Raw genomic sequence first — 24,439 nt, forward strand, 5'->3', positions numbered from 1 at the left:
AAATGGACAGCGGATTATACAAAACCGCGGGGGTTCCCCTCCTGCCATTTCCAGTGGTCGGCGCACATCTCGTCGATCCCGAGCGTCGCGCGCCAGCCGATGAGGTCGGCCGCGGCCTGCGGATTCGCGTAGCACTCGGCGATGTCGCCCGGGCGGCGCGCGACGAGTTCGTACGGCACCGGGCGGCCCGACGCCTTCTCGAACGCGCGCACGACTTCCAGCACGCTGTAGCCCTGGCCCGTGCCGAGGTTCACGACGAAGCTCGCATCGCGCTTCGCGAGCGCGTCGAGCGCGGCGATGTGCCCCTTCGCGAGATCGACGACGTGGATGTAGTCGCGCACGCCGGTGCCGTCCGGCGTCGGGTAGTCGGAGCCGAACACGCGCAGCTTCTCGAGCTTGCCGACCGCGACCTGCGCGACGTACGGCATCAGGTTGTTCGGGATGCCGGCCGGATCCTCGCCGATCAGCCCGCTCGCATGCGCGCCGACCGGATTGAAGTAGCGCAGCGTCGCGATGCGCCACGACGGGTCCGATACCTCGAGATCGCGCAGGACCTGCTCGGCGATCAGCTTCGACTGGCCGTACGGGTTGGTGGCCGACAACGGGAACGATTCGTCGATCGGCGAGCGCTCCGGCACGCCGTACACGGTCGCCGACGAACTGAACACGAACTGCCGGACGTTGCGCTCGCGCATGATCTTGAGCACCGAGAGCAGCCCGCCAAGGTTGTTCTGGTAATACTCGAGCGGCTTCGCGACCGATTCGCCGACCGCCTTGAGCGCCGCGAAATGGATCGTGCCCGTGATCGGATGCGCGTCGAACACCTTCGCGAGCGCGGCTTCGTCGCACACGTCGACCTGGTGGAACGCGGGCGTCCTGCCGGTAATCCGCTCGATGCGCCGGACGGACTCGGCCTTGCTGTTGACGAGGTTGTCGACGATCACGACATCGTAGCCGTTGTCGAGCAGCTCGACGGCCGTGTGCGAGCCGATATAGCCCGCACCGCCGGTAACGAGGATGGTGCCTTTAGCGGTCATGCTGATGCGCTCCTTCAGAGTGTGATGCCGGTCAATGTATGAATGGTCTGCCGGTAGCGTTCGACGACCTGCTGCTCGTCGAATTCCGCGCTCACCTTGCGGCGGCCGCGCGCGCCCATCGCGTCGCGTCCGGCGGTCCCGAGTTCGATCATGCGGATCAGCTGCTCCGCGAGGCTCGCACTGTCGCGCACGCGGCACAGGAAGCCGGTTTCGCCGTCGGCGACGACGTCGCGGCAACCCGGCACGTCGGTCGCGACGATCGGGCGGCCCATCGCGGATGCTTCCATCAGCGTGCGCGGCACGCCCTCGCGGTACGACGGCAGCACGACGCAGTCGGCCGCCGCGATGTGCGGGCGCACGTCGTGCGCCTCGCCGAGATACTCGACGACACCTTCGCCGACCCACGCGTCGACGTCCGCGCGGCCGATCGCGCTCGGATTGTCGACGCCGAGCGGCCCGAGCAGCTGGAAGCGCGCATCCGGGTAGCGATCCCGCACGACGCGTGCGGCCTCGACGTATTCGCGCACGCCCTTGTCCCACAGCAGCCGGCCGATCAGGATGAACACGGGGCCACGGCCGGCGGGCAGCGGCACCGGCGCGAACTGGTCGAGATCGACGCCTTCGCCGTGCAGCAGCCGCGCGCGCTCGGGGTGCGCGAGCAGCTGCTCGTCGGTGAAGGTCGCGAGATCGTCGCGGTTCAGGAACCAGACTTCACGCGGAAAGCGGAACGCGAACCGGTACAGGCGCTTCGCGACGCTCGCCGCACGGCTTTTCTGGATGAACACATAGCCGAGGCCGGTCGTGACCGCGATCGACGGCACGCGCGCGAGCCACGCGGCGATCGACCCGTAGATGTTCGGCTTGATCGTGTAATGGAACACGAGATCGGGCTTCAGTGCGCGGTAATGGCGCACCAGCGCGGCAAGCGTGCCGAGATCCTCGCGCGGGCTCGTGCCTTTCGACGCGACGGCGAGCGCGACGTAGCGGCAGCCCATCTGCTCGAGCAGCGGCACCGTGCGGTCGTGCGGCGCGATCACGATGACCTCGGCGCCGCGCGCGACGAGCGCACGGATCAGCCCGTGGCGGTACGTGTAGATCGCCCAGGCCGTGTTGCAGACGAGCGCGATGCGCAGCGAGGAGGTAGCGGACATGAAAAAAAGCAAAAAATAAAGCGTCGAAAATGCCGGAGGCGGGCTACGCGGACGGCCGCGCCGCGAACAGCGTCTGCTTGATCCGCTGCAGCGTACGGTACGGCGTCACGAAATGCAGCAGGTTCTTGGCGAGGCCGGCCCAGTCGTACGGGTTCAGCACGTTGAAGTGCCGCAGCAGCAGCGATAGCGTCGATATCAGCTGGCGGCGGCGCTTGGTCGCGCTGATCCCGCCCTCGTTGAGCTCGTAGTAGAGGCCGAGCTCGGGCAGGTTCGCGCAATCGTAGCGTTGCATTAACCGTAAAAAAAGATCGAGATCCTCGGCCGCGCGATACTTCGCGCGGTAATTGCCGACTTCGCGCACGGCGTCGATGCGCAGCATGACCGACGGATGCACGAGCGGCGAGCGCAGGAAGCGCGTGCGGCGCAGCGTGCGCGGGTCGGCGGGCGGGGTCAGCATGAAGCGCGGCTCGCCGGCACGCGACACGACCTGGGTCCACATGCCGACGCAGGCGACGCGCGGGTGCGCATCGAGATACGCGCGCTGTTTCGCGAGGCGCCGCGGCGCGGCGAGGTCGCCGGCGTCGATGCGGGCCGCGAAGCGGAAGCCGCGCGCCGCGAGCGCGTCGATGCCGGCCTCGAGCGCGCGCTCGATGCCACCGTTGCGCGGCATGCGCAGCACCTCGACCGCCAAGCCGGGCAGGTCGGGCGCCACGATCGGCGGCGTGCTGCCGTCATCGACGATCAGCACGTGCACCGGCGCGTCCTCGCGAAACGACGCGAGGGTGCGCACGACGTCGTCGTGGCCGTTGTAGGCCGGCATCAGCACGGCCACGTCGTCGAGCGGGGGCGGGCAATCGGGAGACGTCATGGGCGCAGCTTGAAACGAATGTAATAAAAATTAACGGCGGCGGCGGCGAGATAGCCGGCCGCCAGCCCGACGAGCGCGCCGTACAGGCCGAGCCGGGGGATGGCGAACACGTTGACGAGCGCGGCGATCGCGAGCGCGAGCACCCATTTCGCCAGCAACACGAATTTTGCTTGATATTTGAGAACGATAAGATTGCCTATCGCCTCGATGCCGGCCGGCACGGACAGCCAGACCGCCCAGCGGAAGATGTCGACCGACGCCTCGTAACCGCGGCCGAACACCTTGCCGACGATGAGCGGCGCGGCCGCGTCCAGCACCAGCGCGCCGGCCGTCATCAGGCCGGCGGTCATCGCGATCAGCCGGACGATGTTGCGGCGCAGCCGGGCGACGTCCTGCACGCGGTACACGAACGCGGGCGCGATGGTCTGCGCGAGCATCAGCGCGAGCGTGATCCAGTTCTCGTTGAGCTGCTGGGCCGCCGAGTAGCGGCCGAGGTCGGCGAACGACACGTGACGCTCGAGCATCAGGCGGTCGAGCTTCAGGAACAGGTACATGCAGATCAGGCCGAGCCAGAACACGGTGCCGGCGGTGGCAAAGTGCCTGAACAGCGGTTTGTCGAACGTCCAGCCGAGCGCGCCGCCGTTACGATGGCGGAAGTAGAGCAGCAGCGCGAAGCCGATCACGGCGGCCTCGAGCGCCCACAGCCACGCGAAGCGGGCAGGGCCGGCGGCCGCGCGGACGAGCAGCCAGACGAGCAGCGCCTTCGCCAGCGCGGTGAGCATGCTGGTCACCAGTTGCGGCTTGCTGTAGGTCAGGCTCTGCAGCCACGCGTTGATCACGCCGACGAACGGCTCGCGGAACACCATCGTGACCGCGAGGCCCGCGAGCATCGCGCCGACGAGCGGGTCGAACGCGCCGGCGCCGATCGCGATCCAGGTCGCGACGAGCGCGACGGCGGACACGCCGATGCGCAGCACGAAGGCGCTGCCGAGCACCGCGCCCAGTTGCGCGGGCGGGCGCTGGACGATGGTCGGAACCAGGATTTCGGCGCCGCACACCCAGGTGAGCGGCGCCAGTACGAGGAGAAGCGTATTCGCATACTGCCATTTGCCGAACACGTCCGGCCCGAAATAACGGGCCAGAAGACCGCTGATCGCGATCGCGACGCCGATCTGCGTGAGCCGTTCGAGCCCCAGCCAGACGAGATTCGCGACGGCCTTCGCGACGTCCGGGTTGCCGAATCGCTTCAGCATGCGGGGCAGCCGCGCGAGCGGGAGGCGGCCGGCAGGGCGCCCGAAGGCGGCGGGTTGGCGGCGGCGGAGCGGCTAGGCATTAAAATGGACAAAATACGCGTCATCAAAACCCGCGATTATAAGTGGGATCGGGGCCGCTCCAGCCGTCCCGTTCCTTGTTCCGCAAGGCCCGCATGTACGATGGCCGGCATGCGCGAAAGGCGGCCAGACTATTTTCCATGCACGCAACCCAGAGAGAATCGATGATCTCCCAATCCATCTTCAAGGCATATGACATTCGCGGTGTGGTCGGCAAGACGCTCGACGCCGACACGGCGCGCGCGATCGGCCGGGCCTTCGGCAGCGAAGTGCGCGCCCAGGGCGGCGACGCGGTCGTCGTCGCGCGCGACGGCCGCCTGTCGGGGCCCGAGCTCGTCGGCGCACTCGCCGATGGCCTGCGTGCGGCGGGCGTCGACGTCGTCGACGTCGGCATGGTGCCCACGCCGGTCGGCTATTTCGCGGCGAGCGTGCCGCTCGCGCTGAAGGGCGGCGAGCGCCGCGTCGATTCGTGCATCGTCGTCACCGGCAGCCACAACCCGCCCGACTACAACGGCTTCAAGATGGTGCTGCGCGGCGCGGCGATCTACGGCGAGCAGATCCAGGCGCTGTACCGCCGCATCGTCGACGAGCGCTTCGAAACGGGCAGCGGCGCGTTCGAGCAGTTCGACGTCGCTGATCAATACATCGCGCGCATCGTTGGCGACATCAAGCTCGCGCGCCCGCTGAAGCTCGTCGTCGACGCCGGCAACGGCGTCGCGGGCCCGCTCGCGACGCGCCTGTTCAAGGCGCTCGGCTGCACGCTCGTCGAGCGCTTCACCGACATCGACGGCACGTTCCCGAACCACCACCCCGATCCCGCGCACCCGGAAAACCTGCAGGACGTGATCCAGGCGCTGAAGGACACCGACGCCGAGCTCGGCTTCGCGTTCGACGGCGACGGCGACCGCCTGGGCGTCGTCACGAAGGACGGCCAGATCATCTTCCCGGACCGCCAGCTGATGCTGTTCGCGGAGGAAGTGCTGTCGCGCAACCCGGGCGCGCAGATCATCTACGACGTGAAGTGCACGCGCCATCTCGCGCAGTGGGTGAAGGCGAAGGGCGGCGAGCCGCTGATGTGGAAGACGGGCCATTCGCTCGTGAAGGCGAAGCTGCGCGAGACGGGCGCGCCGCTCGCGGGCGAGATGAGCGGCCACGTGTTCTTCAAGGATCGCTGGTACGGCTTCGACGACGGTCTCTACACGGGCGCGCGCCTGCTCGAGATCCTCGCGAAGACGGCCGATCCGAGCGCGCTGCTCAACGGCCTGCCGGACGCGATGAGCACGCCGGAACTGCAGCTCTGGCTCGACGAAGGCGAGAACTTCCGCCTGATCGAGAAGCTGCAGAAGGAAGCGAAGTTCGACGGCGCCGACGAAGTCGTGACGATCGACGGGCTGCGCGTCGAGTACCCGGACGGCTTCGGCCTCGCGCGTTCGTCGAATACGACGCCGGTCGTCGTGATGCGCTTCGAATCGGAGACCAAGGAAGGGCTCGAGCGCATCCAGGCGGATTTCCGCCGCGTGCTGACGGCCGCGAAACCGGACGTCAAGCTGCCGTTCTGAGCGCAGGCGGCCTGCGGGCCGCTGCCGGCGCGACAGTCGAAGGATCGTCGCACCATCCCCGAAAAGCGGCGCACGCTGACGGCGTGCGGCCGCTTTTTGCCTGTGTGCCTCCCCGGGCGCGATAAAATCGCGTCTTTATGCCTGTCGCCGGCTGTCCGCCGGCGTTTTTTCAGCGTGCAAAAGATCCTGATCGTGCGCGTGTCGTCGCTGGGCGACGTCGTGCACAACATGCCGGTGATCGCCGATATCCGGCGTCGCCATCCCGACGCGCAGATCGACTGGCTCGTCGAGGAGAGCTTCGTCGACCTCGTGCGGCTCGTCGACGGCGTGCGCGACGTGCTGCCGTTCTCGTTGCGCCGCTGGCGCAAGAAGCCGCTCTCGGGCTCGACGTGGCGCGAGATCCGCGCGTTTCGCAAGCGCCTCGCGGCCGAGCAGTACGACCTCGTGATCGACTGCCAGGGGCTCATCAAGACGGCCTGGGTCGCGAGCTGGGCGCGCGGCCCGCTCGCCGGCCTCGGCAATCGCACCGACGGCGCCGGCTACGAATGGCCGGTGCGCTTCTTCTATCGCAAGCGCGTGCCGATCGCGCCGCGCACGCACGTGGTCGAGCGTTCGCGCCAGCTGGTCGCGGCCGCGCTGGGCGACCCGGCGCCGACGCCGGCCGATCCGATCGACTTCGGCCTCGATACGCGCGCGGCGGCGCTCGCGGTGGCCGCGCTCGGCCTGAACCTGCCGGTGCCGTACGTGGTGTTCGTCCACGCGACGTCCCGTGCCGACAAGCAGTGGCCGGATGCCGCGTGGATCGAGCTCGGCCAGGCGCTCGTGCGGCGCGGCGCATCGCTCGTGCTGCCGTGGGGCAACGACGCGGAGCGCGCGACCAGCGAGCGGCTCGCGAAGGAATTCGGCGCGGCGGCGATCGTGCCGCCGAAGCTGTCGCTGCCGGCCGTGGTCGGCCTGATCGACGGCGCGGCCGCCACCGTCGGGGTTGACACAGGTCTGGTTCACATCGCGGCGGCGCTGAAGCGTCCGACGGTCGAACTGTACAATTTCGCGACGGCCTGGCGCACCGGCGGATACTGGTCGCCGAACGTCGTCAATCTCGGCACGGCGGGGCAACCGCCGTCGATCGCGCAGGTGAAGGCGGCGCTCGCGGGCTTCGGTCTCCTGTAACGCCCGCCATACGCACGCACCCGCACGAACCCGCGCGAACCCAAGCGAACCGATCATGAGCGAATCCCAGATCATCGAAGTCCCGTCCGCCGACTGGAGCGGACACAACCTGTCGACGCCGCGCGAGCAACTGCTCGCCGCGGTCGAGGAAGGCAAGGTGCTGTATTTCCCGCACCTGCGCTTCGCGATCGAAGGCGGCGAGGAAGCGTTGCTCGATCCGGCGCTCGCCGATCCGAAACGCAAGAACATCAGCCTCGCGCCGAACGGCGGCGCGCTCGTCGGTGTGCTCGGCGACAGCGTCACGCAATCGGCCGTGCGCGCGCTGGTCGCGCGCTTCCAGCAGCAGGCCGGCACGCTCGTCGACGGCCTGTTTCCCGAATATCGCGGCAAGCTGCGCGTCGCGCCGACGAGCCTGCGGCTGATGCAGGTCGAGACGCGCCAGACATCCTGGCGCAAGGACGACAGCCGGCTGCACGTCGACGCGTTCCCGTCGCGGCCGAACTACGGCGAGCGGATCCTGCGCGTGTTCACGAACGTGAACCCGGCCGGCCAGCCGCGCGTGTGGCGTGTCGGCGAGCCGTTCGAGGACGTCGCGAAGCGCTTCCTGCCGAAGATCCGGCCGCAGTTGCCGGGTTCGGCGTGGCTGCTGAACCTGCTGCACGTGACGAAGTCGCCGCGCAGCGCGTACGACCACCTGATGCTGAACCTGCACGACGGGATGAAAGCCGACCTCGACTACCAGAAGACTTGTCCACAGCAGACGATGCCGTTTCCGCCGGGCAGCGTGTGGATATGTTTCTCGGATCAGACTTCGCACGCTGTGATGTCCGGCCAGTTCATGCTCGAGCAGACCTTCTTCCTGCCGGTCGACGCGATGGTGCGTCGCGAATGCGCGCCGCTCGGGATTCTCGAGCGCCTGCAGGGCAGGGCGCTGGTTTGAGCGCGCCTTTTCACCGACGCAATACGAGGGCTGCTGCATGCTGAGGGCGATCTATCGCGCGCTGTGGTGGCTCGTCGCGCCGATCGCGGTGATCCGGCTCCTCGTGCGCTCGCGCAAGGAGCGCGGCTATCGCGAGCACATCGGCGAGCGCTTCGGCCACGTCGCCGGCCGTTCGCCGGACGATCGCGCGCCGCTGATCTGGGTGCATGCGGTGTCGGTCGGCGAGACGCGCGCCGCGCAGCCGCTGATCGACGCGCTGATGCGCGCGCGCCCCGATGCGCGCATCCTGCTCACGCACATGACGCCGAGCGGCCGCGCGACCGGCGAGCAGATCTTCGGCGAGCGCGTGCTGCGCTGCTACCTGCCGTACGACATGCCGGGCGCGGTGCGGCGCTTCCTGCGCGCCTGGCGGCCGACGCTCGGCCTCGTGATGGAAACCGAGGTGTGGCCGACGCTGATCGACGAGTGCCGCCGCGCGGACGTGCCGCTCGTGCTGACCAATGCGCGGATGTCCGCGCGCTCGCATCGGCGCGCGGCGAAGTTCGGCGCGGCGACGCGCGACGTGTTCGGCGGATTCTCGCGCGTGCTCGCGCAGAGCCCGGCCGACGCGGAGCGGCTGACGTCGCTCGGTGCACGCAACGTGGCGGTGCTCGGCAACCTGAAGTTCGACATGACGACACCGCCGGAGCTGGCGGCGCGCGGCCACGCATGGCGCGACGCGATCGGCACGCGGCCGGTGTGGGTCGCGGCCAGCACGCGCGAGAACGAGGAGGCGCTGGTGCTGCAGGCGTTCGCCGCGATGAAGACGGCCGGCGCGCTGCTGATTCTCGTGCCGCGTCATCCGCAGCGCTTCGCCGAAGTCGAAGCGCTGGTCGCGCGCAATGGGCTCAAGTGCGTGCGGCGCTCGGTGTGGGCCGCCGACGCCGCGGCGCTCGCGGCCGGCCGGCCGGCCGCCGAACCGTTGGCCGCCGACGTGACGGTGCTGCTCGGCGATTCGATGGGGGAACTCGGCGCGTACTATGCGGCCGCCGACGTCGCGTTCATCGGCGGCAGCCTGCTGCCGCTCGGCGGGCAGAACCTGATCGAGGCGTGTGCGGTCGGCGTGCCGGTGCTGATCGGCCCGCACGTGTTCAACTTCACGCAGGCGACCGCCGATGCGGTCGCGGCCGGCGCGGCGACGCAGGTCGCGGATCCGCTCGATCTCGCACACGTGCTCGATGCGCTGTTCGCCGACCACGCGCGGCGCGTCGCGATGGGCGCGGCCGGCGCCGCGTTCGCGTCGCGCCATCGCGGCGCGACCGCGCGCTCGGTGGACGTGCTCGCGGCGCTGCTGCCGCCCGTCGAGCGCGGCGGGCGTGCGATGCACGGCGCGGCCGACGCATCCGACGCATCCGACGACTGAGCGGGCGGCGCAAGGCCGTCCCCCGGGCCGACGTGGCGGCGGCATGTCGCCGCCGCGTCGCTCACACCGTCAGCAATCCTTTCCTTTCGATGAACGCGACGACATCGGCGACGCCCTCGAGCGCTTTCAGGTTCGTCATCACGTAAGGCCGCTCGCCGCGCATCTTCTTCGTGTCGGACGCCATCACGTCGAGGTTCGCGCCGACGAGCGGCGCGAGATCCGTCTTGTTGATCACGAGCAGGTCGGACTTCGTGATGCCGGGCCCGCCCTTGCGCGGAATCTTCTCGCCGCCGGCCACGTCGATCACGTAGATCGTCAGGTCCGACAGCTCGGGGCTGAAGGTCGCCGCGAGATTGTCGCCGCCCGATTCGATGAACACGATGTCGGCGTCGGGGAAGCGCGACAGCATGCGGTCGACGGCCTCGAGGTTGATCGACGCATCCTCGCGGATCGCCGTGTGCGGGCAGCCGCCCGTCTCGACGCCCATGATGCGTTCCTCGGGCAGCGCGCCCGCGACCGTCAGCAGGCGCTGGTCTTCCTTCGTATAGATGTCGTTCGTGATCGCGACGAGGTCGTAGCGCTCGCGCATCGCCTTGCACAGCATTTCGAGCAGCGTGGTCTTGCCGGAGCCGACCGGGCCGCCGATGCCGACGCGCAGCGGCGGCAGTTTCTTGGTGCGGCGGGCGGAGGAGGTTGCGGGTGCGTTCATGGCGTGGATCGGGTTCAGGAGCGGAACAACCGCGAATACTGGGTTTCGTGCCGCGCGGACAGGATGCCGAGCTGCGGCGCGAACGTGTTGATGGCGTCGGGCGGCGTCGCGAGCGCGCGGCGCACGGCCGCGTCGATCGCGCCGCGCAGCGCGACGATGATGCGCTGGCCGGCGAGCTGGCCGAGCGGCACCGCTTTCAGCGCGGCCGACGTCTGGTTCTCGACCCAGCCGAACGCGTACGCGGCGAGCGTGGCGTCGGCGCCGGCACCGTGTGCGGCGGCCGCGTATGCGAATGCGGTCGGCAGCGCGACCGGCGTGAGCGATGCGAGCGTCGCGCGGCGTGCGGCATCGCCCCATTCGAGCGACGCGCACAGTTGCGCGAGCGACCAGCCCATCTGTTCGGTCTCGCGGCGCAGCTCCGCCGATTCGCGGCTCGCGACGAACCATGCGTTCTCGCGCGCCAGCGCGTCGGCGTCGTGCGCGTGCCAGCGCGCGAGCTGGTGCGCGAGGAACGGCAGCTCGCCGTGTGCGAGCACGTCGGTCAGCCCGCTCGCGATCCAGTCGCGCGCGGTGTCGGCGTCGCGGATCAGGTTCGCGTCGAGCGCGGCTTCGAGTCCCTGCGAATAGCTGAACGCGCCGATCGGCAATGCGGGCGACGCGAGATGCAGCAGCGCGACGAGCTCAGTGGTGGTCATGACCGTGGTGGCCGTGCGAGCAGCCGGGACCATGCTGATGATCGTGATCGTGATCGTGATCGTGATCGTGATCGTGCGAGTGCGAGTGCGAGTGGCCGTGGTGTTCGCCGAAGACCTGCTGCGCGAGCGCGTAGTCCTCGGCGAACGTCGCATCGTGCCCGTGCTTGTGGCCGCCACCATATGCGCCGGCTTCCGGCTGGAACGGTGCGCTCGTTTCTTCGACCTGCGTGCCGAGCCGGCGCAGCATGTCAGCGAGCACCGGATCGGCCTCGAGCTTCAGGTAACCGTCGCCGATCTCGACCGGCGTGTGACGGTTGCCGAGGTGATACGCGGCGCGCATCAGCGTGAGCGGGTCGGCCGCGCGCACCAGCAGCACGGTCTCGGAGGCAGCGGCGACGCGCACGAGCGCGCCGTCGTCGGCGACGAGCACGTCGCCGTCGCGCAGCACGGTGCCGCGCGGCAGCAGGACCGCGACGTCCTCGCCGGTGTCGAGCGTGGCCGCGAGGCGGCTCTTGCAGCGGGCGTCATAGGCGAGCGTGAGCGTCGGCGCGCGCGCGACGAGCGACGCGGCGAGCTTCACGTTCGGGGCAATGCGTTTGTCGAGGGTGCGCATGGAACGGAAAACCGGAAATCAGAACAGGAAATAGCGCTGCGCCATCGGCAGCACCGTGGCCGGCTCGCAGGTGAGCAGCTGGCCGTCGGCGATCACGTCGTAGGTTTCGGGATCGACGCTGATCGACGGGCGCCATGCGTTGTGGATCATGTCGGCCTTCGTCACGTTGCGGCAGTTGCGCACGGGCACGACGCGCTTCGCGAGCCCGTAGCGTTCGGCGATGCCCGCGTCGGCGGCCATTTGCGACACGAAGGTCAGCGACGTGCGCGCGAGCGCACCGCCGCGCGTGGCGAACATCTCGCGGTAGTGGACCGGCTGCGGCGTCGGGATCGACGCGTTCGGGTCGCCCATCTGCGCCATCGCGATCATCCCGCCCTTCAGGATCATCGACGGCTTGATCCCGAAGAATGCGGGCTCCCACAACACGAGGTCGGCCCACTTGCCGGGTTCGATCGAACCGACTTCGTGCGCGATGCCGTGCGTGATCGCCGGGTTGATCGTGTACTTCGCGACGTAGCGTTTCGCGCGGAAGTTGTCGTTGCGCGCGCCGTCCTCGGGCAGCGCGCCGCGCTGCACCTTCATCTTGTGCGCGGTTTGCCAGGTGCGGATGATCACTTCGCCGACGCGGCCCATCGCCTGCGAGTCGGACGACAGCATCGACAGCGCGCCGAGATCGTGCAGGATATCTTCGGCCGCGATCGTCTCGCGGCGGATCCGCGATTCGGCGAACGCGAGATCCTCGGCGATCGACGGATCGAGGTGGTGACACACCATCAGCATGTCGAGATGCTCGTCGAGCGTGTTGATCGTGTACGGGCGCGTCGGGTTGGTCGACGACGGCAGCACGTTCGCTTCGCCGCACACCTTCAGGATGTCGGGCGCATGGCCGCCGCCCGCGCCTTCGGTGTGGTACGTGTGGATCGTGCGGCCCTTGAACGCGGCGACGGTCGATTCGACGAAGCCGCCTTCGTTCAGCGTGTCGGTGTGGATCGCGACCTGCGTGTCGGTATCGTCGGCGACCGACAGGCAGTTGTCGATCGCGGCGGGCGTCGTACCCCAGTCTTCATGCAGCTTCAGGCCGATCGCGCCGGCCGCGATCTGCTCGACGAGCGGCTGCGGCAGGCTCGCGTTGCCCTTGCCGAGGAAGCCGAGGTTGATCGGCCAGCCGTCGGCGGCCTGCAGCATCCGCTCCATGTGCCACGGGCCCGGCGTGCAGGTCGTCGCGTTGGTGCCGGTGGCCGGCCCCGTGCCGCCGCCGAGCATCGTCGTGACGCCCGACGCGAGCGCTTCGTCGATCTGCTGCGGGCTGATGAAGTGGATGTGCGTGTCGATGCCGCCGGCCGTCACGATCAGCCCTTCGCCGGCGATCACTTCGGTCGCCGCGCCGATCGCGATCGTCACGCCGGGCTGGATGTCGGGATTGCCGGCCTTGCCGATCGCGGCGATCCGGCCGTGCTTGATCGCGATGTCGGCCTTCACGATGCCCCAGTGATCGAGGATCACCGCGTTCGTGATGATCGTGTCGGGCACGTCGGCGGCCACGCGCTGCGACTGGCCCATCCCGTCGCGGATCACCTTCCCGCCGCCGAATTTCACCTCCTCGCCGTAGGTCGTGAAGTCGCGTTCGATCTCGATCAGCAGTTCGGTATCGGCGAGCCGCACGCGGTCGCCCGTCGTCGGCCCGAACATTTCCGCGTACGCGCGGCGGCTCAAGCGTAGTGTCATGTGCTGTTCCTGAAGAGCGGGGCGCGGCTTACAGCGGCCCCATCACCTTGCCCTGAAAACCATAGACGGCGCGTTCGCCGGCCAGCTCGACGAGCTCGACGGTGCGCGTCTGGCCCGGCTCGAAGCGCACGGCCGTGCCGGCCGCGATGTTGAGCCGGAAGCCGCGCGCGGCCGCGCGATCGAACGACAGCGCGTCGTTGACTTCGAAGAAGTGGTAGTGCGAGCCGACCTGCACCGGGCGGTCGCCGGTGTTCGCGACGACGAGCGAGATCGTCGCGCGGCCCGCGTTCAGTTCGTGCTCGCCGTCGTCGGTGAGGATTTCGCCGGGGATCATGCGTGCTACCTCGGTCACGGAATCGGGTGGTGGACGGTGACGAGCTTGGTGCCGTCCGGGAAGGTCGCCTCGACCTGGATGTCGGGGATCATCTCCGGCACGCCATCCATCACGTCGTCGCGCGTGAGCAGCGTCGTGCCGTAGTGCATCACCTCGGCGACGGTCTTGCCGTCGCGCGCGGCTTCCATCAGCGCGGCGGTGATGAACGCGACCGCTTCCGGATAGTTGAGCTTCAGCCCGCGCGCGCGGCGGCGCTCGGCCAGCAGCGCTGCCGTGAAGATCAGCAGCTTGTCCTTTTCTCGGGGAGTCAGTTTCATGAAGGCAGTCGTTCAGGAAAACGTAATTTTTATCGGTGCGCGGGATGCCGGCGGGGGCGCGGTTCATCGTAGCACCGCGCCGTCGTTCCTGCGTCGTGTATCCGATATGTAAGCAGCAAGGTGCGTGCCATGTCGGTGCGGCGTGCGTCGATGCGCGATCGTGGTGCGCGATGCATGGATCGTGGGCAGCGCGGGCGGCGCTGTTGCGCCGAAACGGTGCGTGCCGGGCCGCGTGCTCAGGTCTGCCAGAGGCGCAGCGGTCGCGCGTCGATGCCGTGCACGAGCGGGCGCAGGCGGAGCCAGCAGCCGGTGAAGTGACGCTGCAGCGCTTCCATCGACGTCGACACCGCGCGCACCAGCACGACGCCCGGCGTCACGCAGGTCGCGCCCGCGCGCAGCGTGTCGTCGAACGGCATCCGCGCGGCAAGCGTTTCGGCGAGCGCGGCATCGCACGCGGCGCCGGCCGCCCACAGCGTGCCGTACACGGGAAAGCCGGCGAGGCCCTGCAGCGCGCCGCGCAGCGGATCGTGTGCGTCGAGCAGCGCGCGCTCGGTCCACAGCGGCCGGCCGTCGGCGTCGACGAGTGCCGAACCCGACACGATGCGGCCCGCCGACCACGTTTCGCCGGCCGCCTGCCGGCCGAGCTGCGTCGCGTCCCAGCCGATCGCGCTCGCGCCCGCGCCGAGCGTCACCGTGAAGTCCAGCGCGGCGTGGGCCGCGTCGAAGAACAGGTTGTTCTGCGGCAGCCAGTCGAGCTTCGCGTGCGCGCCGACCGTGATGCCGATGCGTTGCGTCGCGTCGAGGCCGTTCGACTTGTACCACTTGGTCGCGCCGGGCGTCGTCAGCACCGCGTGCGTGCCGTCGCCGAGCGCGATGTCGATGTCGAGCCGGTCGCCGCCCGCGACGCCGCCCGGCGGGTGGACGATGACCGCGTGGCAGATCGCGTCGCCTTCCGGATACAGCGGCCGCTGCACGCGCAGCGGGCCGTCGTGCAGCCGATGGATGAGCGTCGTGCGCGCGCCGTGCCGTTCGAAGCCGAGTTCGAGACGGCCGCGCCACGACTTGGCGACGGCGGGGCGGGACAGCGGGGCGTGGGAATCGAGGGCGGACATCGGCGGGAAGCAGGGAACGGGCGCGGTGATCGAGGATGCTACCGCAACACTATACGCTTGGGTGTTCGGGTTGCCGAACGTGGCGAAGGGGAGCGGCGACGGCGCCGGTCATCGCGTGCGTGACATGCGTCGACCGTCGGCGCCACGCGTGGGCGCAATCATGCGCTGCGTGGCGCGCTACACCGCGATCAGCTCGCGCACGCCGTTCGTCTCCATGTCCCGCGCATCGCCGCCGGCGATGACCTCGCCGCGGCTCATCACCCAGTAATGGTCCGCGATCGAGCGCGCGAAGTCGTAATACTGTTCGACGAGCAGCACGGTCATCTTCGATTCGTCGACGAGCTGGCGCAGCGTGCGGCCGATGTCCTGGATGATCGACGGCTGGATGCCCTCGGTCGGCTCGTCGAGGATCAGCAACTGCGGCTCGCTCATCAGCGCGCGGCCGATCGCGAGCTGCTGCTGCTGGCCGCCCGACAGGTCGCCGCCGCGCCGGGCGCGCATGTCCTTCAGCACCGGGAACAGGTCGTAGATGCGGTCGGGCACTTTCGATGGCGCCTTGCGGCTTGCCGCGCCGACGAGCAGGTTCTCCTCGACGGTGAGCCGCGGAAAGATGTCGCGGCCCTGCGGCACGTACGCGAGCCCGGCCGCGACGCGCGCATACGGCGGCAGTGCGCCGAGCGCGGTGCCGCGCCACGACACGCTGCCGCTCTTCGCGGCGACGACGCCCATCAGGCAGCGCAGCAGCGTGCTCTTGCCGACGCCGTTGCGGCCGAGCAGCACGGTGAGCTTGCCGTCGTCGGCGGCCAGCGTCACGTTGCGCAGGATGTGGCTGCCGCCGTAGTACTGGTTCAGTGCATCGATCTTCAGCATTGCGTCACCGTCCGAGGTAAGACTCGATCACCGCGTCGTCGCGCTTGACCTGGTCGAGCGTGCCTTGCGCGAGCACCGCGCCTTCGGCCATCACCGTCACGCGGCCCGTGTCGCCCGCGAGCGCCGCGACGAACTCCATGTCGTGCTCGACGACCATCATCGAGCAGGTGCCGCGCAGCGTGTTCAGCAGTTTCGCGAGTTCCATCGTCTCGTGGTCGGTCATCCCGGCCGCCGGCTCGTCGAGCAGCAGCAGGGCGGGGCGCTGCATCAGCAGCATGCCGATCTCGAGCCGCTGCTTCTGCCCGTGCGACAACTCGCCGGCCGCGCGATACGCGTCGCTTTCGAGGCCGATCAGCGCGAGCGTCTCCTCGATCTTCGCCTGCGCCGCGCGGTCGAGCCGCGCGCGCAGCGACGCGAGCCAGCCCTTGTCGGTCTGCATCGCAAGCTCGAGGTTTTCCCACACCGGATGCTGTTCGAACACGGTCGGCTTCTGGAACTTGCGGCCGATCCCCGCGCGCGCGATCCCGGGTTCGTTCATTCGCGCGAGGTCGATGGTCTGGCCGAGAAACACCTTGCCCGCATCGGGCCGCGTCTTGCCGGTGATCACGTCCATCATCGTCGTCTTGCCCGCGCCGTTCGGGCCGATCACGCAGCGCAGTTCGCCCGCGTCGATCGCGAGCGACAGCTTGTTCAGCGCGCGAAAGCCGTCGAAGCTCACCTCGATGTCCTCGAGGTAGAGGATCGTGCCGTGCGACGTGTCGATGCCGGGCGGCGCCACGCGGCCCATCGATGCGCTGCCGCTGACGGCCAGCAGCTCATCCTCGGGCGGTGGCGTGAACTGGTAGAGGGCGGTGCCGTTCATCCGCGTTTCCCCTTTGCGAGCAGCGTGTCGACGAGGCCCATGATGCCGCGCGGCAGCAGGAGCGGCACGAGCACGAAGATCAGGCCGAGAAAGAACAGCCAGTATTCGGCGAAGTACGCGGTAAAGAGGCTCTTCGCGCCGTTCACCGCGAACGCGCCGACGATCGGCCCGATCAGCGTGCCGCGCCCGCCCACCGCGACCCAGATCGCCATTTCGATCGAGTTGCCGGGCGACATCTCGCCGGGGTTGATGATGCCGACCTGCGGCACGTACAACGCGCCCGCGATCCCGCACAGTACGGCCGACAGCGTCCACACGAACAGCTTGTACGCGAGCGGGCTGTAGCCGAGGAACATCAGCCGCGTCTCGCCGTCGCGCACCGCGGTGACCACCCGCCCGAGCTTGCTGGTGACGATTGCGCGCGCAACGATGAACGCGAGCACGAGCGTCGCGAAGGTCAGCAGCAACAGCACCGTGCGTGTGCCGGGCGACGTGATCGGAAACCCGGCGATGCGCTTGAAGTCGGTGAAGCCGTTGTTGCCGCCGAAGCCCGTCTCGTTGCGAAAGAACAGCAGCATCGCCGCGAACGTCAGCGCCTGCGTGATGATCGACAGGTACACGCCCTTCACGCGCGAGCGGAACGTGAAGAAGCCGAACACCCACGCGAGCACGGCCGGCACGAGCACGACCAGCGCGAGCGCCCACGCGAGATGCTGCGTGCCGCTCCAGTACCACGGCAGTTGATGCCAGTCGAGAAACACCATGAAGTCGGGCAGGTCGCTGCCGTACTTGCCGTCGCGGCCGATCTCGCGCATCAGGTACATGCCGATCGCATAACCGCCGAGCGCGAAGAAGAGGCCGTGGCCGAGGCTGAGAATGCCGCAGTAGCCCCACACGAGATCGAGCGCGAGCGCGGCGATCGCGTAGCACATCAGCTTGCCGGCGAGCGTCATCGCATACGCGGACAGATGGAACGCGCTCGACTCGGGCGCGACCAGCGCGGCGAGCGGCACGCCGATGCCGATCGCGACGCACAGCGCGACGAGCGCGAGCCATGCGCGGCGCGACAGTAGCGCGGGGCGGGGCGGCAGGCCGAGCGCGAACTTTTCCTCCGCACGTGCGGCGGCAGCGGGCTTCGGCGCGTCGGCGATCGGCTTCGACAACGAATCGGTGATTGAAGTCATGTCAGGCCTCCGCGCTGCGTCCCTTCGGGGCGAACATGCCCTGCGGACGTTTCTGGATGAACAGCACGATCATCACGAGCACCGCGATCTTCGCGAGCACGGCGCCCCAGAACGGCTCGATCGCCTTGCTGACGAGACCGAGCCCGAAGCCGCCGAGCACGGTGCCGGCGATCTGGCCGACCCCGCCGAGCACGACCGCCATGAACGAATCGATGATGTAGTTCTGCCCGAGGTCGGGGCCCACGTTGCCGATCTGCGACAGCGCACAGCCGCCGAGGCCTGCGATGCCCGCGCCGAACGCGAACGCATACGCGTCGACGCGCGCGGTCTTCACGCCGACGCACGCGGCCATCCGGCGGTTCTGCGTGACCGCGCGCACGAACAGGCCGAGCCGCGTCTTCGTCAGCACGCCCCACGCGACGCACACGACCGCGAGCGCGAACGCGAGGATCGCGAGCCGGTTGTACGGCAGGATCAGGTTCTGCATCACGGTGACGCCGCCGCTCATCCACGACGGGTTCACGACCTGCACGTTCTGCGCGCCGAACAGCATGCGCGTCGCCTGGATCAGGATCAGGCTCACGCCGAAGGTCGCGAGCAGCGTCTCGAGCGGGCGGCCGTACAGGTGCCGCAGCACGAGCCGCTCCAGCACGACGCCGACCAGCGCGGCCGCCGCGAACGAGACGGGCACCGCGACGAGCGGATACCAGTCGAACGCGGCCGGCGCGTAGCGCTGGATCAGCGTCTGCACGACATAGGTTGCGTACGCACCGATCATCAGGAATTCACCGTGCGCCATGTTGATCACGCCGATCAGCCCGTACGTGATCGCGAGGCCGAGCGCCGCGAGCAGCAGCACGCTGCCGAGCGACAGGCCCGCGAACACGGTGCCGGCGATTTCGCCGCGGCGCTGCAGCGCGTGCAATGCGTCGAGGCCTTGCTGCGCGGCGTCGCGCACGCGCGCGTCGGGTTCCGTGTAGCTGCCGTCGGCATTCTTCGCGACGAGCGGGCGCAACTGCTCGATCATGTCGAGGTCGCGGCGCGCGGCCACCACCTGCACGGCTTCCAGACGCTTCGCCGGATCGGCGTCGTGCAGCGCGGCGATGGCCCACAGTGCGTCGAGGCGGCGCTTCAGCGCGGGATCGGTTTCCTTCGCGCGCGCGCGATCGATCATCGGCTTGAGCGCCGGGTCGGGCGACTTCAGCAGCGCATCGATCGCGTCGCGGCGCGCGGCGACGTCGGGCGACGCGAGGGCGAGGCCCGACAGCGCGCCGGCGATCTTCGTGCGCAGCAGGTTGTTCAGCATCACGGGCTGCGCGTCGCCGGCCGGCGTCGCGGCTTGCGTGAGCGCGTCGTGCGCGGTGTCGCCGGTCTGGATCAGCAGGCGGCCGTCGCCGGTCGCGAGCGCGTCGCCGCTCGACAGCGCATTGAGCAACGCGACGGCGCGCGGGTCGGCATCGGCGGCGAGATGGTCGACCGCGGCCGTCTTCGCGTCGAAGTCGTCGCCGGCGAGCGCGGCGGTATCGGCGGCCGTCAGGGCGAACGCGGCGCGCGGCAGTGCGCCCGCCAGCGCGGCACAGGCGACGACCGCGACGGCGGCGCGGCGAAAGCGTGTAGGCATCGGGAGATCCTGTCGGGCGTGGGAAAGCGGGTTCGTGCGGCGGTGCGCGGGCGCGTGCGATGCGTTACGGTGAGTACCGGCATTCGCGCACCTGCCTGCAAGCGGGAGCGCCACGCCGGTGCGCCGCGCCCCGCATCGCATCAGGCCAGCGCCGCGCGCTGCCGGCGCAGGAACGCCGGGATCGAGCTGACGATGTCCGGCTTGCCCTGGTTGCCTGCGATGAACGGGCTCCACGGCTGCGCGCGCACCGCGGTCTTCGTCTTCCACACGACGTTGAATTGCCCGTCGCCGCGGATCTCGCCGATCATCACCGGCTTGTGCAGGTGATGGTTGCCGTCCATCGAGAGCGTGAAGCCCGAGGGGCCGGCAACCGTCTGGCCGATCATCGCGACGCGCACCTTGTCGACGTCGGTGCTCTTCGCCTTTTCGACGGCCTGCTTCCACATGTGGATGCCCACGTAGGTTGCCTCCATCGGATCGTTCGTCACGCGCTTCGTGCCGCCCGGCAGGTTGTTCGCCTTTACCCACGCGGCGAACTGGTCCTTGAACTTCGTGTTGGTCGGGTTCTTCACCGACATGAAGTAGTTCCACGCGGCGAGATGGCCGACGAGCGGCTTCGTGTCGATCCCGCGCAGCTCTTCCTCGCCGACCGAGAACGCGACCACCGGCACGTCGGTCGCCTTGATCCCCTGGTTGCCAAGTTCCTTGTAGAACGGCACGTTCGAATCGCCGTTGATCGTCGAGACCACGGTCGTCTTGCCGCCCTGGGCGAAGTTCTTGATGTTCGCGACGATCGTCTGGTAATCGCTGTGGCCGAACGGTGTGTAGACCTCCTGAATGTCGGCGTCCTTCACGCCCTTCGATTTCAGGAACGCGCGCAGGATCTTGTTGGTCGTGCGCGGATACACGTAGTCGGTGCCGAGCAGGAAGAAGCGCTTCGCGCCGCCGCCTTCCGCGCTCATCAGGTACTCGACGGCGGGGATCGCCTGCTGGTTCGGCGCGGCGCCCGTGTAGAACACGTTGCGCGACATTTCTTCGCCTTCGTATTGCACCGGGTAGTAGAGCAGGCCGTTCAGCTCCTCGAACACCGGCAGCACCGACTTGCGCGACACCGACGTCCAGCAGCCGAACACGCACGCGACCTTGTCCTGCGTGAGCAGCTGGCGCGCCTTCTCCGCGAACAGCGGCCAGTTCGATGCGGGATCGACGACCACCGGCTCGAGCTTGCGGCCCATCACGCCGCCGTTCTTGTTGATCTCGGCGATCGTCATCAGCGCCGTGTCCTTCAGCGACGTTTCGGAGATCGCCATCGTGCCCGACAGCGAATGCAGGATGCCGACCTTGATCGGGCCCGTGCCCGCATCGGCCGCGTGAGCGAACGGACTCTTGCCTGCCAGCGCGAGTGCACCGGCCATCGAACCGAACTTCAACAGACTGCGACGTTTCATCGGGATCCCCTTGTCATGTTGGATGTGCGTGCGCCGTGGCGGCGCCGGCATCGGAGTAACGCAAGGCATGTGCCAGTCGCGCCGATGCACGCCAGGCGTGCCTGTGCGGGGCGGCGCGGGGCGCCGGCGCGGTGCGCATGACGCGTCGTGCAGCATGCGCGATCCGTTGCGGTGCGCTCGTGCGGGCGCAAATGGTGCACGGCGGGGGCCCGTGTTCGAGCGCGTGCGCCGCACGTCGAAGGGGGGCGGCGCGTGATCGATGCGCACGCATCCGGCGTGTCGTGTCGGCGTCGCGTGCACACGGCTTGGTCATGAAGTGCCAGGGGAAGGGCGAGGCGCTCCGCTCGACGGGTGCGTTGCCCGGGTTCTCGCCGCCTCGCGTCATCGAGCGGACGCGGATGGCCGGCGTGCGGAAACAAACGAAAGAGGATGGAGCGGTGCAGCAGAAACGCAAACGGGCGCGCGATGCGCGCCCGTTCGGCGGGACTGGAGCGATCGGCTATTACTCGCCGGTCGCCGCGGCGGCGCGCGATGCGCCGCCGGGAAGGTCAGTAACGCGGTACGGACGGATCGACGTCACGCGACCACGCGTCGATGCCGCCCTGCAGGTTGTACAGCTTCGTGAAGCCGCGCGATTCGAGGAACATCGCGACCTGCGCGCTGCGCATCCCGTGATGGCACACGCAGACGATTTCCGCTTCGTCGTCGAGCTCCTCGCTGCGCGCGGGGATCTGCTGCATCGGGATCGACACGCTGCCGGCGATCTGCGCGGTCGAGATTTCCCACGGCTCGCGCACGTCGAGCACGACCGGCGCGGGGCGCGCCGGATCGTGAAGCCATTCCGCGAGCATCGCGGGCGTCAGGATCTGCATGGGGCCGCCGCTCAGAACTTGAAACGCGACGGTTCGATCGCGTTGACGAGGTGGTCGACGTAGGTTTCGAATACGTCGGCGACGCGGTACTGCTTGTCGTCGATGCGCGTGATGACCTGCGCCTTCATCACCGGACGGCCGCCGACGAACGCCGACAGGCGGCCGCCGATCTTCAGCTGTTCGAGCATCTGCTGCGGCACGACCGGCAGGCCGCCCGCGACGCAGATCACGTCGTACGGCGCCTTGTCGGGCCAGCCGAGCGAGCCGTCGCCGAGCGCGACTTCCGCGTTCGTCACGCCGTCGTTGCGCAGGTTGTCGGCCGCGAACTTCGCGATGGCCGGATCGATCTCGACGGCCGTCACGTGCTGCGCGCGATGCGCGAACAGCGCGGCCAGGTAGCCCGAACCCGCGCCGATCACGAGCACGTTCTCGTGCTTCTTGACCGCCAGTTCCTGCAGCACGCGCGCTTCGACGCGCGGGAACAGCATCTTGCTGCGGCCGCCGGGCAGCGGCAGCTCGAGGTCGGCGAACGCGAGATCGCGGTGTTCGGGCGACACGTAGTGTTCACGCTTGACGATCGACAGCAGGCCCAGGACGTCCAGATCCAGCACGTCCCACGGCCGGATCTGTTGTTCGATCATGTTGAAACGCGCGTTTTCGATATTCATGGTGTGGTCACGCAGCCAGGTCGGCCATCAGCGGGGATAGAGAAACTTCGTAATTGTACCAAACGGGGCGGCGGCGAAGCCTTCAGACGGCCTGCAACAGACCTTTACGCCTTGCTCTTCTTGATCTGCGCCTCGAACGCGAGGTCGAGCTTGCTCGCCTTGCGCGGCTTTTTGGGGCCGAATTCGTCGACGAACCTGACGAATTCGTCGAGCGGCAGCGGCTCGCTGCGTTTCTCGGCGGTGCCGCCGGAGCGGTCGACCAGGTAGAACAGGCCGCCCGCCATCGCGACGGCGGCGAACTGCGGGTTGCCGGAACGGGTCTTCAGGCGTTCGACCGCGTGGGTTGCTTTGGTGGTGCGCATCGTGCGGGTTCTTGCAGGGGCGTGGAGCCCCTTACTTTATCAAACCGGCCGCCCGCATGCGGCCGTGCGCCGTCAGACGGTGCGCGAGTAGCGTTGCCGCGGCGTCTGGCCGAGGTATGCGTCGAACGCCATCGCGATGTTGCGCACGACCATCCGGCCGGCCGGATGGATCGTCAGGCGGTCGCCTGCGACGGTCAGCAGGCCGTCCTGCTCGAACCCGCGCAGCGCGTCGAGCTCGCGCGCGAAGTGATCGGCGAAGCGGATCCCGTGCGCCGCCTCGATATGCGAGAACGGCAGTTCGAGGTTGCACATCAGCTGCGTGATCACGTCGCGGCGCAGCCGGTCGTCGGGCGTGAGCCGCACGCCGCGCGCGATCGGCAACCGGCCCGCGTCGAGCGCGGCGCCATAGGCCGGCAGGTCCTTCGCGTTCTGTGCGTAGACGTCGCCGACCTTGCCGATCGACGACACGCCGAAGCCGACCAGGTCGGTATCCGCGCGCGTGCTGTAGCCCTGGAAATTGCGTTGCAGCGTGCCGTTGCGCTGCGCGCGCACGAGTTCGTCGGACGGCCGCGCGAAGTGGTCCATCCCGATGTACACGTAGCCGGCCTGCGTCAGCATGTCGATCGCGAGGCCGAGCAGTGCGATGCGCGTTGCGGGCGGCGGCAGCGTCGCGTCGTCGATCTGCCGCTGCATCTTGAACAGGTGCGGCATGTGCGCGTAGCCGAATACCGACAGTCGGTCCGGCGCGAGCTCGATGATCGTCTCGAGCGTGCGCGCGAACACGGCGACCGTCTGGTGCGGCAGCCCGTAGATCAGGTCGACGCTGACCGATTGGAAGCCCGTCGTGCGCGCGGCCGACAGCAGGTCGGCCGTCATCTCGAGCGGCTGGACCCGGTTGATCGCCTGCTGCACGACCGGATCGAAATCCTGCACGCCGAGGCTCAGCCGGTTGAAGCCGATGTTGCGCAGGTGGACGAGCGTCGCGGGCGTGACCGTGCGCGGGTCGATCTCGATCGAGAACTCGGCGTCGGCGTCCGGCGCGAGCGCGAAATGTTCGCGGGTGGCCGCCATCAGCTCGGCCGTTTCGTCGTCGGACAGGAAGGTCGGCGTGCCGCCGCCCCAGTGAAGCTGCGTGACCGGGCGCGCGGGATCGAACAGCGCGGCCTGCAGCGCCAGTTCGCGCTTCAGTTGCTCGAGATACGGGCGCGCGCGGCGGCGGTTGTTGGTCGCGATCTTGTTGCAGCCGCAATAGAAGCAGGCCGTGTTGCAGAACGGGATGTGGAAGTACAGCGACAGGTCGCTCGCCGACGCGCCGGGATCGCCCGCGGCGCGCACGTAGTCGGCCGGGTCGAATTCGTCGCGGAACTGCAGCGCGGTGGGGTAGGACGTATAGCGCGGCCCGTTCGCGCCGTACTTCGCGAGCAAATCGGGGCGGAACAGTGTGTCGGCAGAACCGGAACTCATGATGGTCTCGCGCTTTTTGGATGCTCTGGAGTATATGAACGCGCGTTTCGGCTGCATTGTGTAATAACGTCGCAGCCGGCGGTGGCACAATGCGCGGTGGGCTGCCGCACGCTGCGTCCGGTTGC

The 24,439-nt window shown here is 68.8% G+C and carries 24 protein-coding genes; 4 read left to right on the forward strand and 20 right to left on the reverse strand.

What is annotated here, in order from left to right; genetic code table 11:
• Positions 1-14 precede the first annotated feature (14 nt).
• From galE to U5A56_RS01715, 4 genes are read right to left on the reverse strand one after another with little or no spacing between them, the layout of a single operon-like run.
• On the reverse strand, positions 15-1,037 hold the full coding sequence (gene galE / locus U5A56_RS01700) for a UDP-glucose 4-epimerase GalE (RefSeq protein WP_044846276.1): 1,023 nt from the start codon (positions 1,035-1,037) through the stop codon (positions 15-17).
• 14 nt (positions 1,038-1,051) lie between these two features.
• Positions 1,052-2,188: a glycosyltransferase family 4 protein gene (locus tag U5A56_RS01705; protein ID WP_321920800.1), complete on the reverse strand. Its 1,137-nt coding sequence runs from the start codon at positions 2,186-2,188 to the stop codon at positions 1,052-1,054.
• Positions 2,189-2,231: 43 nt separating this feature from the next.
• Complete coding sequence (locus U5A56_RS01710; RefSeq protein ID WP_044846274.1) at positions 2,232-3,056, reverse strand: glycosyltransferase; 825 nt, start codon at positions 3,054-3,056, stop codon at positions 2,232-2,234.
• Positions 3,053-4,309: an oligosaccharide flippase family protein gene (locus tag U5A56_RS01715; RefSeq protein ID WP_044846273.1), complete on the reverse strand. Its 1,257-nt coding sequence runs from the start codon at positions 4,307-4,309 to the stop codon at positions 3,053-3,055. The genes U5A56_RS01710 and U5A56_RS01715 overlap by 4 nt, the downstream gene beginning before the upstream one ends.
• A gap of 242 nt (positions 4,310-4,551) precedes the next feature.
• On the opposite strand from U5A56_RS01715, the gene U5A56_RS01720 reads away from it, so the two are divergent.
• The 4 genes from U5A56_RS01720 (at position 4,552) to waaA (ending at position 9,458) form a co-directional block, all read left to right on the forward strand.
• Entirely contained in the window at positions 4,552-5,946 is a 1,395-nt protein-coding gene (locus tag U5A56_RS01720) for a phosphomannomutase/phosphoglucomutase (RefSeq protein WP_321920801.1), read from the forward strand.
• Between the two features lie 174 nt (positions 5,947-6,120).
• Positions 6,121-7,116, forward strand: a complete 996-nt coding sequence (waaC, locus tag U5A56_RS01725; RefSeq protein ID WP_415749077.1) for a lipopolysaccharide heptosyltransferase I — start codon at positions 6,121-6,123, stop codon at positions 7,114-7,116.
• Positions 7,117-7,171: 55 nt separating this feature from the next.
• Complete coding sequence (locus tag U5A56_RS01730; RefSeq protein ID WP_044846270.1) at positions 7,172-8,056, forward strand: Kdo hydroxylase family protein; 885 nt, start codon at positions 7,172-7,174, stop codon at positions 8,054-8,056.
• Between the two features lie 37 nt (positions 8,057-8,093).
• Entirely contained in the window at positions 8,094-9,458 is a 1,365-nt protein-coding gene (gene waaA / locus U5A56_RS01735; RefSeq protein ID WP_321920802.1) for a lipid IV(A) 3-deoxy-D-manno-octulosonic acid transferase, read from the forward strand.
• 61 nt (positions 9,459-9,519) lie between these two features.
• Here the strand turns inward: waaA and ureG are convergent, their stop codons facing one another.
• From ureG to hemN, 16 genes are all read right to left on the reverse strand, one after another.
• Positions 9,520-10,167, reverse strand: a complete 648-nt coding sequence (ureG, locus tag U5A56_RS01740; RefSeq protein ID WP_044846268.1) for an urease accessory protein UreG — start codon at positions 10,165-10,167, stop codon at positions 9,520-9,522.
• Between the two features lie 14 nt (positions 10,168-10,181).
• Positions 10,182-10,862, reverse strand: coding sequence for an urease accessory protein UreF (locus tag U5A56_RS01745; RefSeq protein WP_321920803.1), 681 nt, complete (start codon positions 10,860-10,862; stop codon positions 10,182-10,184).
• Complete coding sequence (gene ureE, locus U5A56_RS01750; protein ID WP_321920804.1) at positions 10,849-11,475, reverse strand: urease accessory protein UreE; 627 nt, start codon at positions 11,473-11,475, stop codon at positions 10,849-10,851. The genes U5A56_RS01745 and ureE overlap by 14 nt, the downstream gene beginning before the upstream one ends.
• Positions 11,476-11,493: 18 nt before the next feature.
• Positions 11,494-13,200, reverse strand: a complete 1,707-nt coding sequence (gene ureC, locus U5A56_RS01755; protein WP_044846265.1) for an urease subunit alpha — start codon at positions 13,198-13,200, stop codon at positions 11,494-11,496.
• Between the two features lie 28 nt (positions 13,201-13,228).
• Positions 13,229-13,534, reverse strand: coding sequence for an urease subunit beta (locus tag U5A56_RS01760; RefSeq protein ID WP_044846264.1), 306 nt, complete (start codon positions 13,532-13,534; stop codon positions 13,229-13,231).
• A 14-nt stretch (positions 13,535-13,548) separates the two neighbouring features.
• The gene (gene ureA / locus U5A56_RS01765) at positions 13,549-13,851 is read right to left on the reverse strand and encodes an urease subunit gamma (protein WP_006406310.1); all 303 of its coding nucleotides are present in this window, start codon (positions 13,849-13,851) and stop codon (positions 13,549-13,551) included.
• 236 nt (positions 13,852-14,087) lie between these two features.
• On the reverse strand, positions 14,088-14,963 hold the full coding sequence (locus U5A56_RS01770) for an urease accessory protein UreD (protein ID WP_321920805.1): 876 nt from the start codon (positions 14,961-14,963) through the stop codon (positions 14,088-14,090).
• Between the two features lie 177 nt (positions 14,964-15,140).
• Positions 15,141-15,833 (reverse strand): urea ABC transporter ATP-binding subunit UrtE, encoded by a 693-nt coding sequence (urtE, locus tag U5A56_RS01775; RefSeq protein ID WP_124521600.1) that lies wholly within the window; start codon positions 15,831-15,833, stop codon positions 15,141-15,143.
• 4 nt (positions 15,834-15,837) lie between these two features.
• On the reverse strand, positions 15,838-16,695 hold the full coding sequence (gene urtD / locus U5A56_RS01780) for an urea ABC transporter ATP-binding protein UrtD (protein WP_124521602.1): 858 nt from the start codon (positions 16,693-16,695) through the stop codon (positions 15,838-15,840).
• Positions 16,692-17,879: an urea ABC transporter permease subunit UrtC gene (urtC, locus tag U5A56_RS01785; protein WP_044846260.1), complete on the reverse strand. Its 1,188-nt coding sequence runs from the start codon at positions 17,877-17,879 to the stop codon at positions 16,692-16,694. Before urtC ends, urtD begins: the two co-directional genes overlap by 4 nt.
• A 1-nt stretch (position 17,880) precedes the next feature.
• Positions 17,881-19,500 (reverse strand): urea ABC transporter permease subunit UrtB, encoded by a 1,620-nt coding sequence (gene urtB / locus U5A56_RS01790; RefSeq protein ID WP_321920806.1) that lies wholly within the window; start codon positions 19,498-19,500, stop codon positions 17,881-17,883.
• A gap of 140 nt (positions 19,501-19,640) precedes the next feature.
• Positions 19,641-20,948: an urea ABC transporter substrate-binding protein gene (gene urtA, locus U5A56_RS01795; protein WP_321920807.1), complete on the reverse strand. Its 1,308-nt coding sequence runs from the start codon at positions 20,946-20,948 to the stop codon at positions 19,641-19,643.
• Positions 20,949-21,496: 548 nt separating this feature from the next.
• Entirely contained in the window at positions 21,497-21,820 is a 324-nt protein-coding gene (locus U5A56_RS01800; RefSeq protein ID WP_044846258.1) for a rhodanese-like domain-containing protein, read from the reverse strand.
• Positions 21,821-21,831: 11 nt separating this feature from the next.
• Complete coding sequence (locus U5A56_RS01805; protein ID WP_044846257.1) at positions 21,832-22,488, reverse strand: protein-L-isoaspartate O-methyltransferase family protein; 657 nt, start codon at positions 22,486-22,488, stop codon at positions 21,832-21,834.
• 104 nt (positions 22,489-22,592) lie between these two features.
• Complete coding sequence (locus U5A56_RS01810; protein ID WP_044846256.1) at positions 22,593-22,850, reverse strand: hypothetical protein; 258 nt, start codon at positions 22,848-22,850, stop codon at positions 22,593-22,595.
• A gap of 72 nt (positions 22,851-22,922) precedes the next feature.
• Positions 22,923-24,314 carry an oxygen-independent coproporphyrinogen III oxidase gene (gene hemN / locus U5A56_RS01815; protein WP_321920808.1) on the reverse strand — a complete coding sequence of 464 codons (1,392 nt, stop codon included), beginning with the start codon at positions 24,312-24,314 and terminating at the stop codon, positions 22,923-22,925.
• Positions 24,315-24,439: the final 125 nt, after the last annotated feature.

Source organism: Burkholderia sp. BCC1998, from assembly GCF_905339875.1.
GTDB lineage: Bacteria > Pseudomonadota > Gammaproteobacteria > Burkholderiales > Burkholderiaceae > Burkholderia.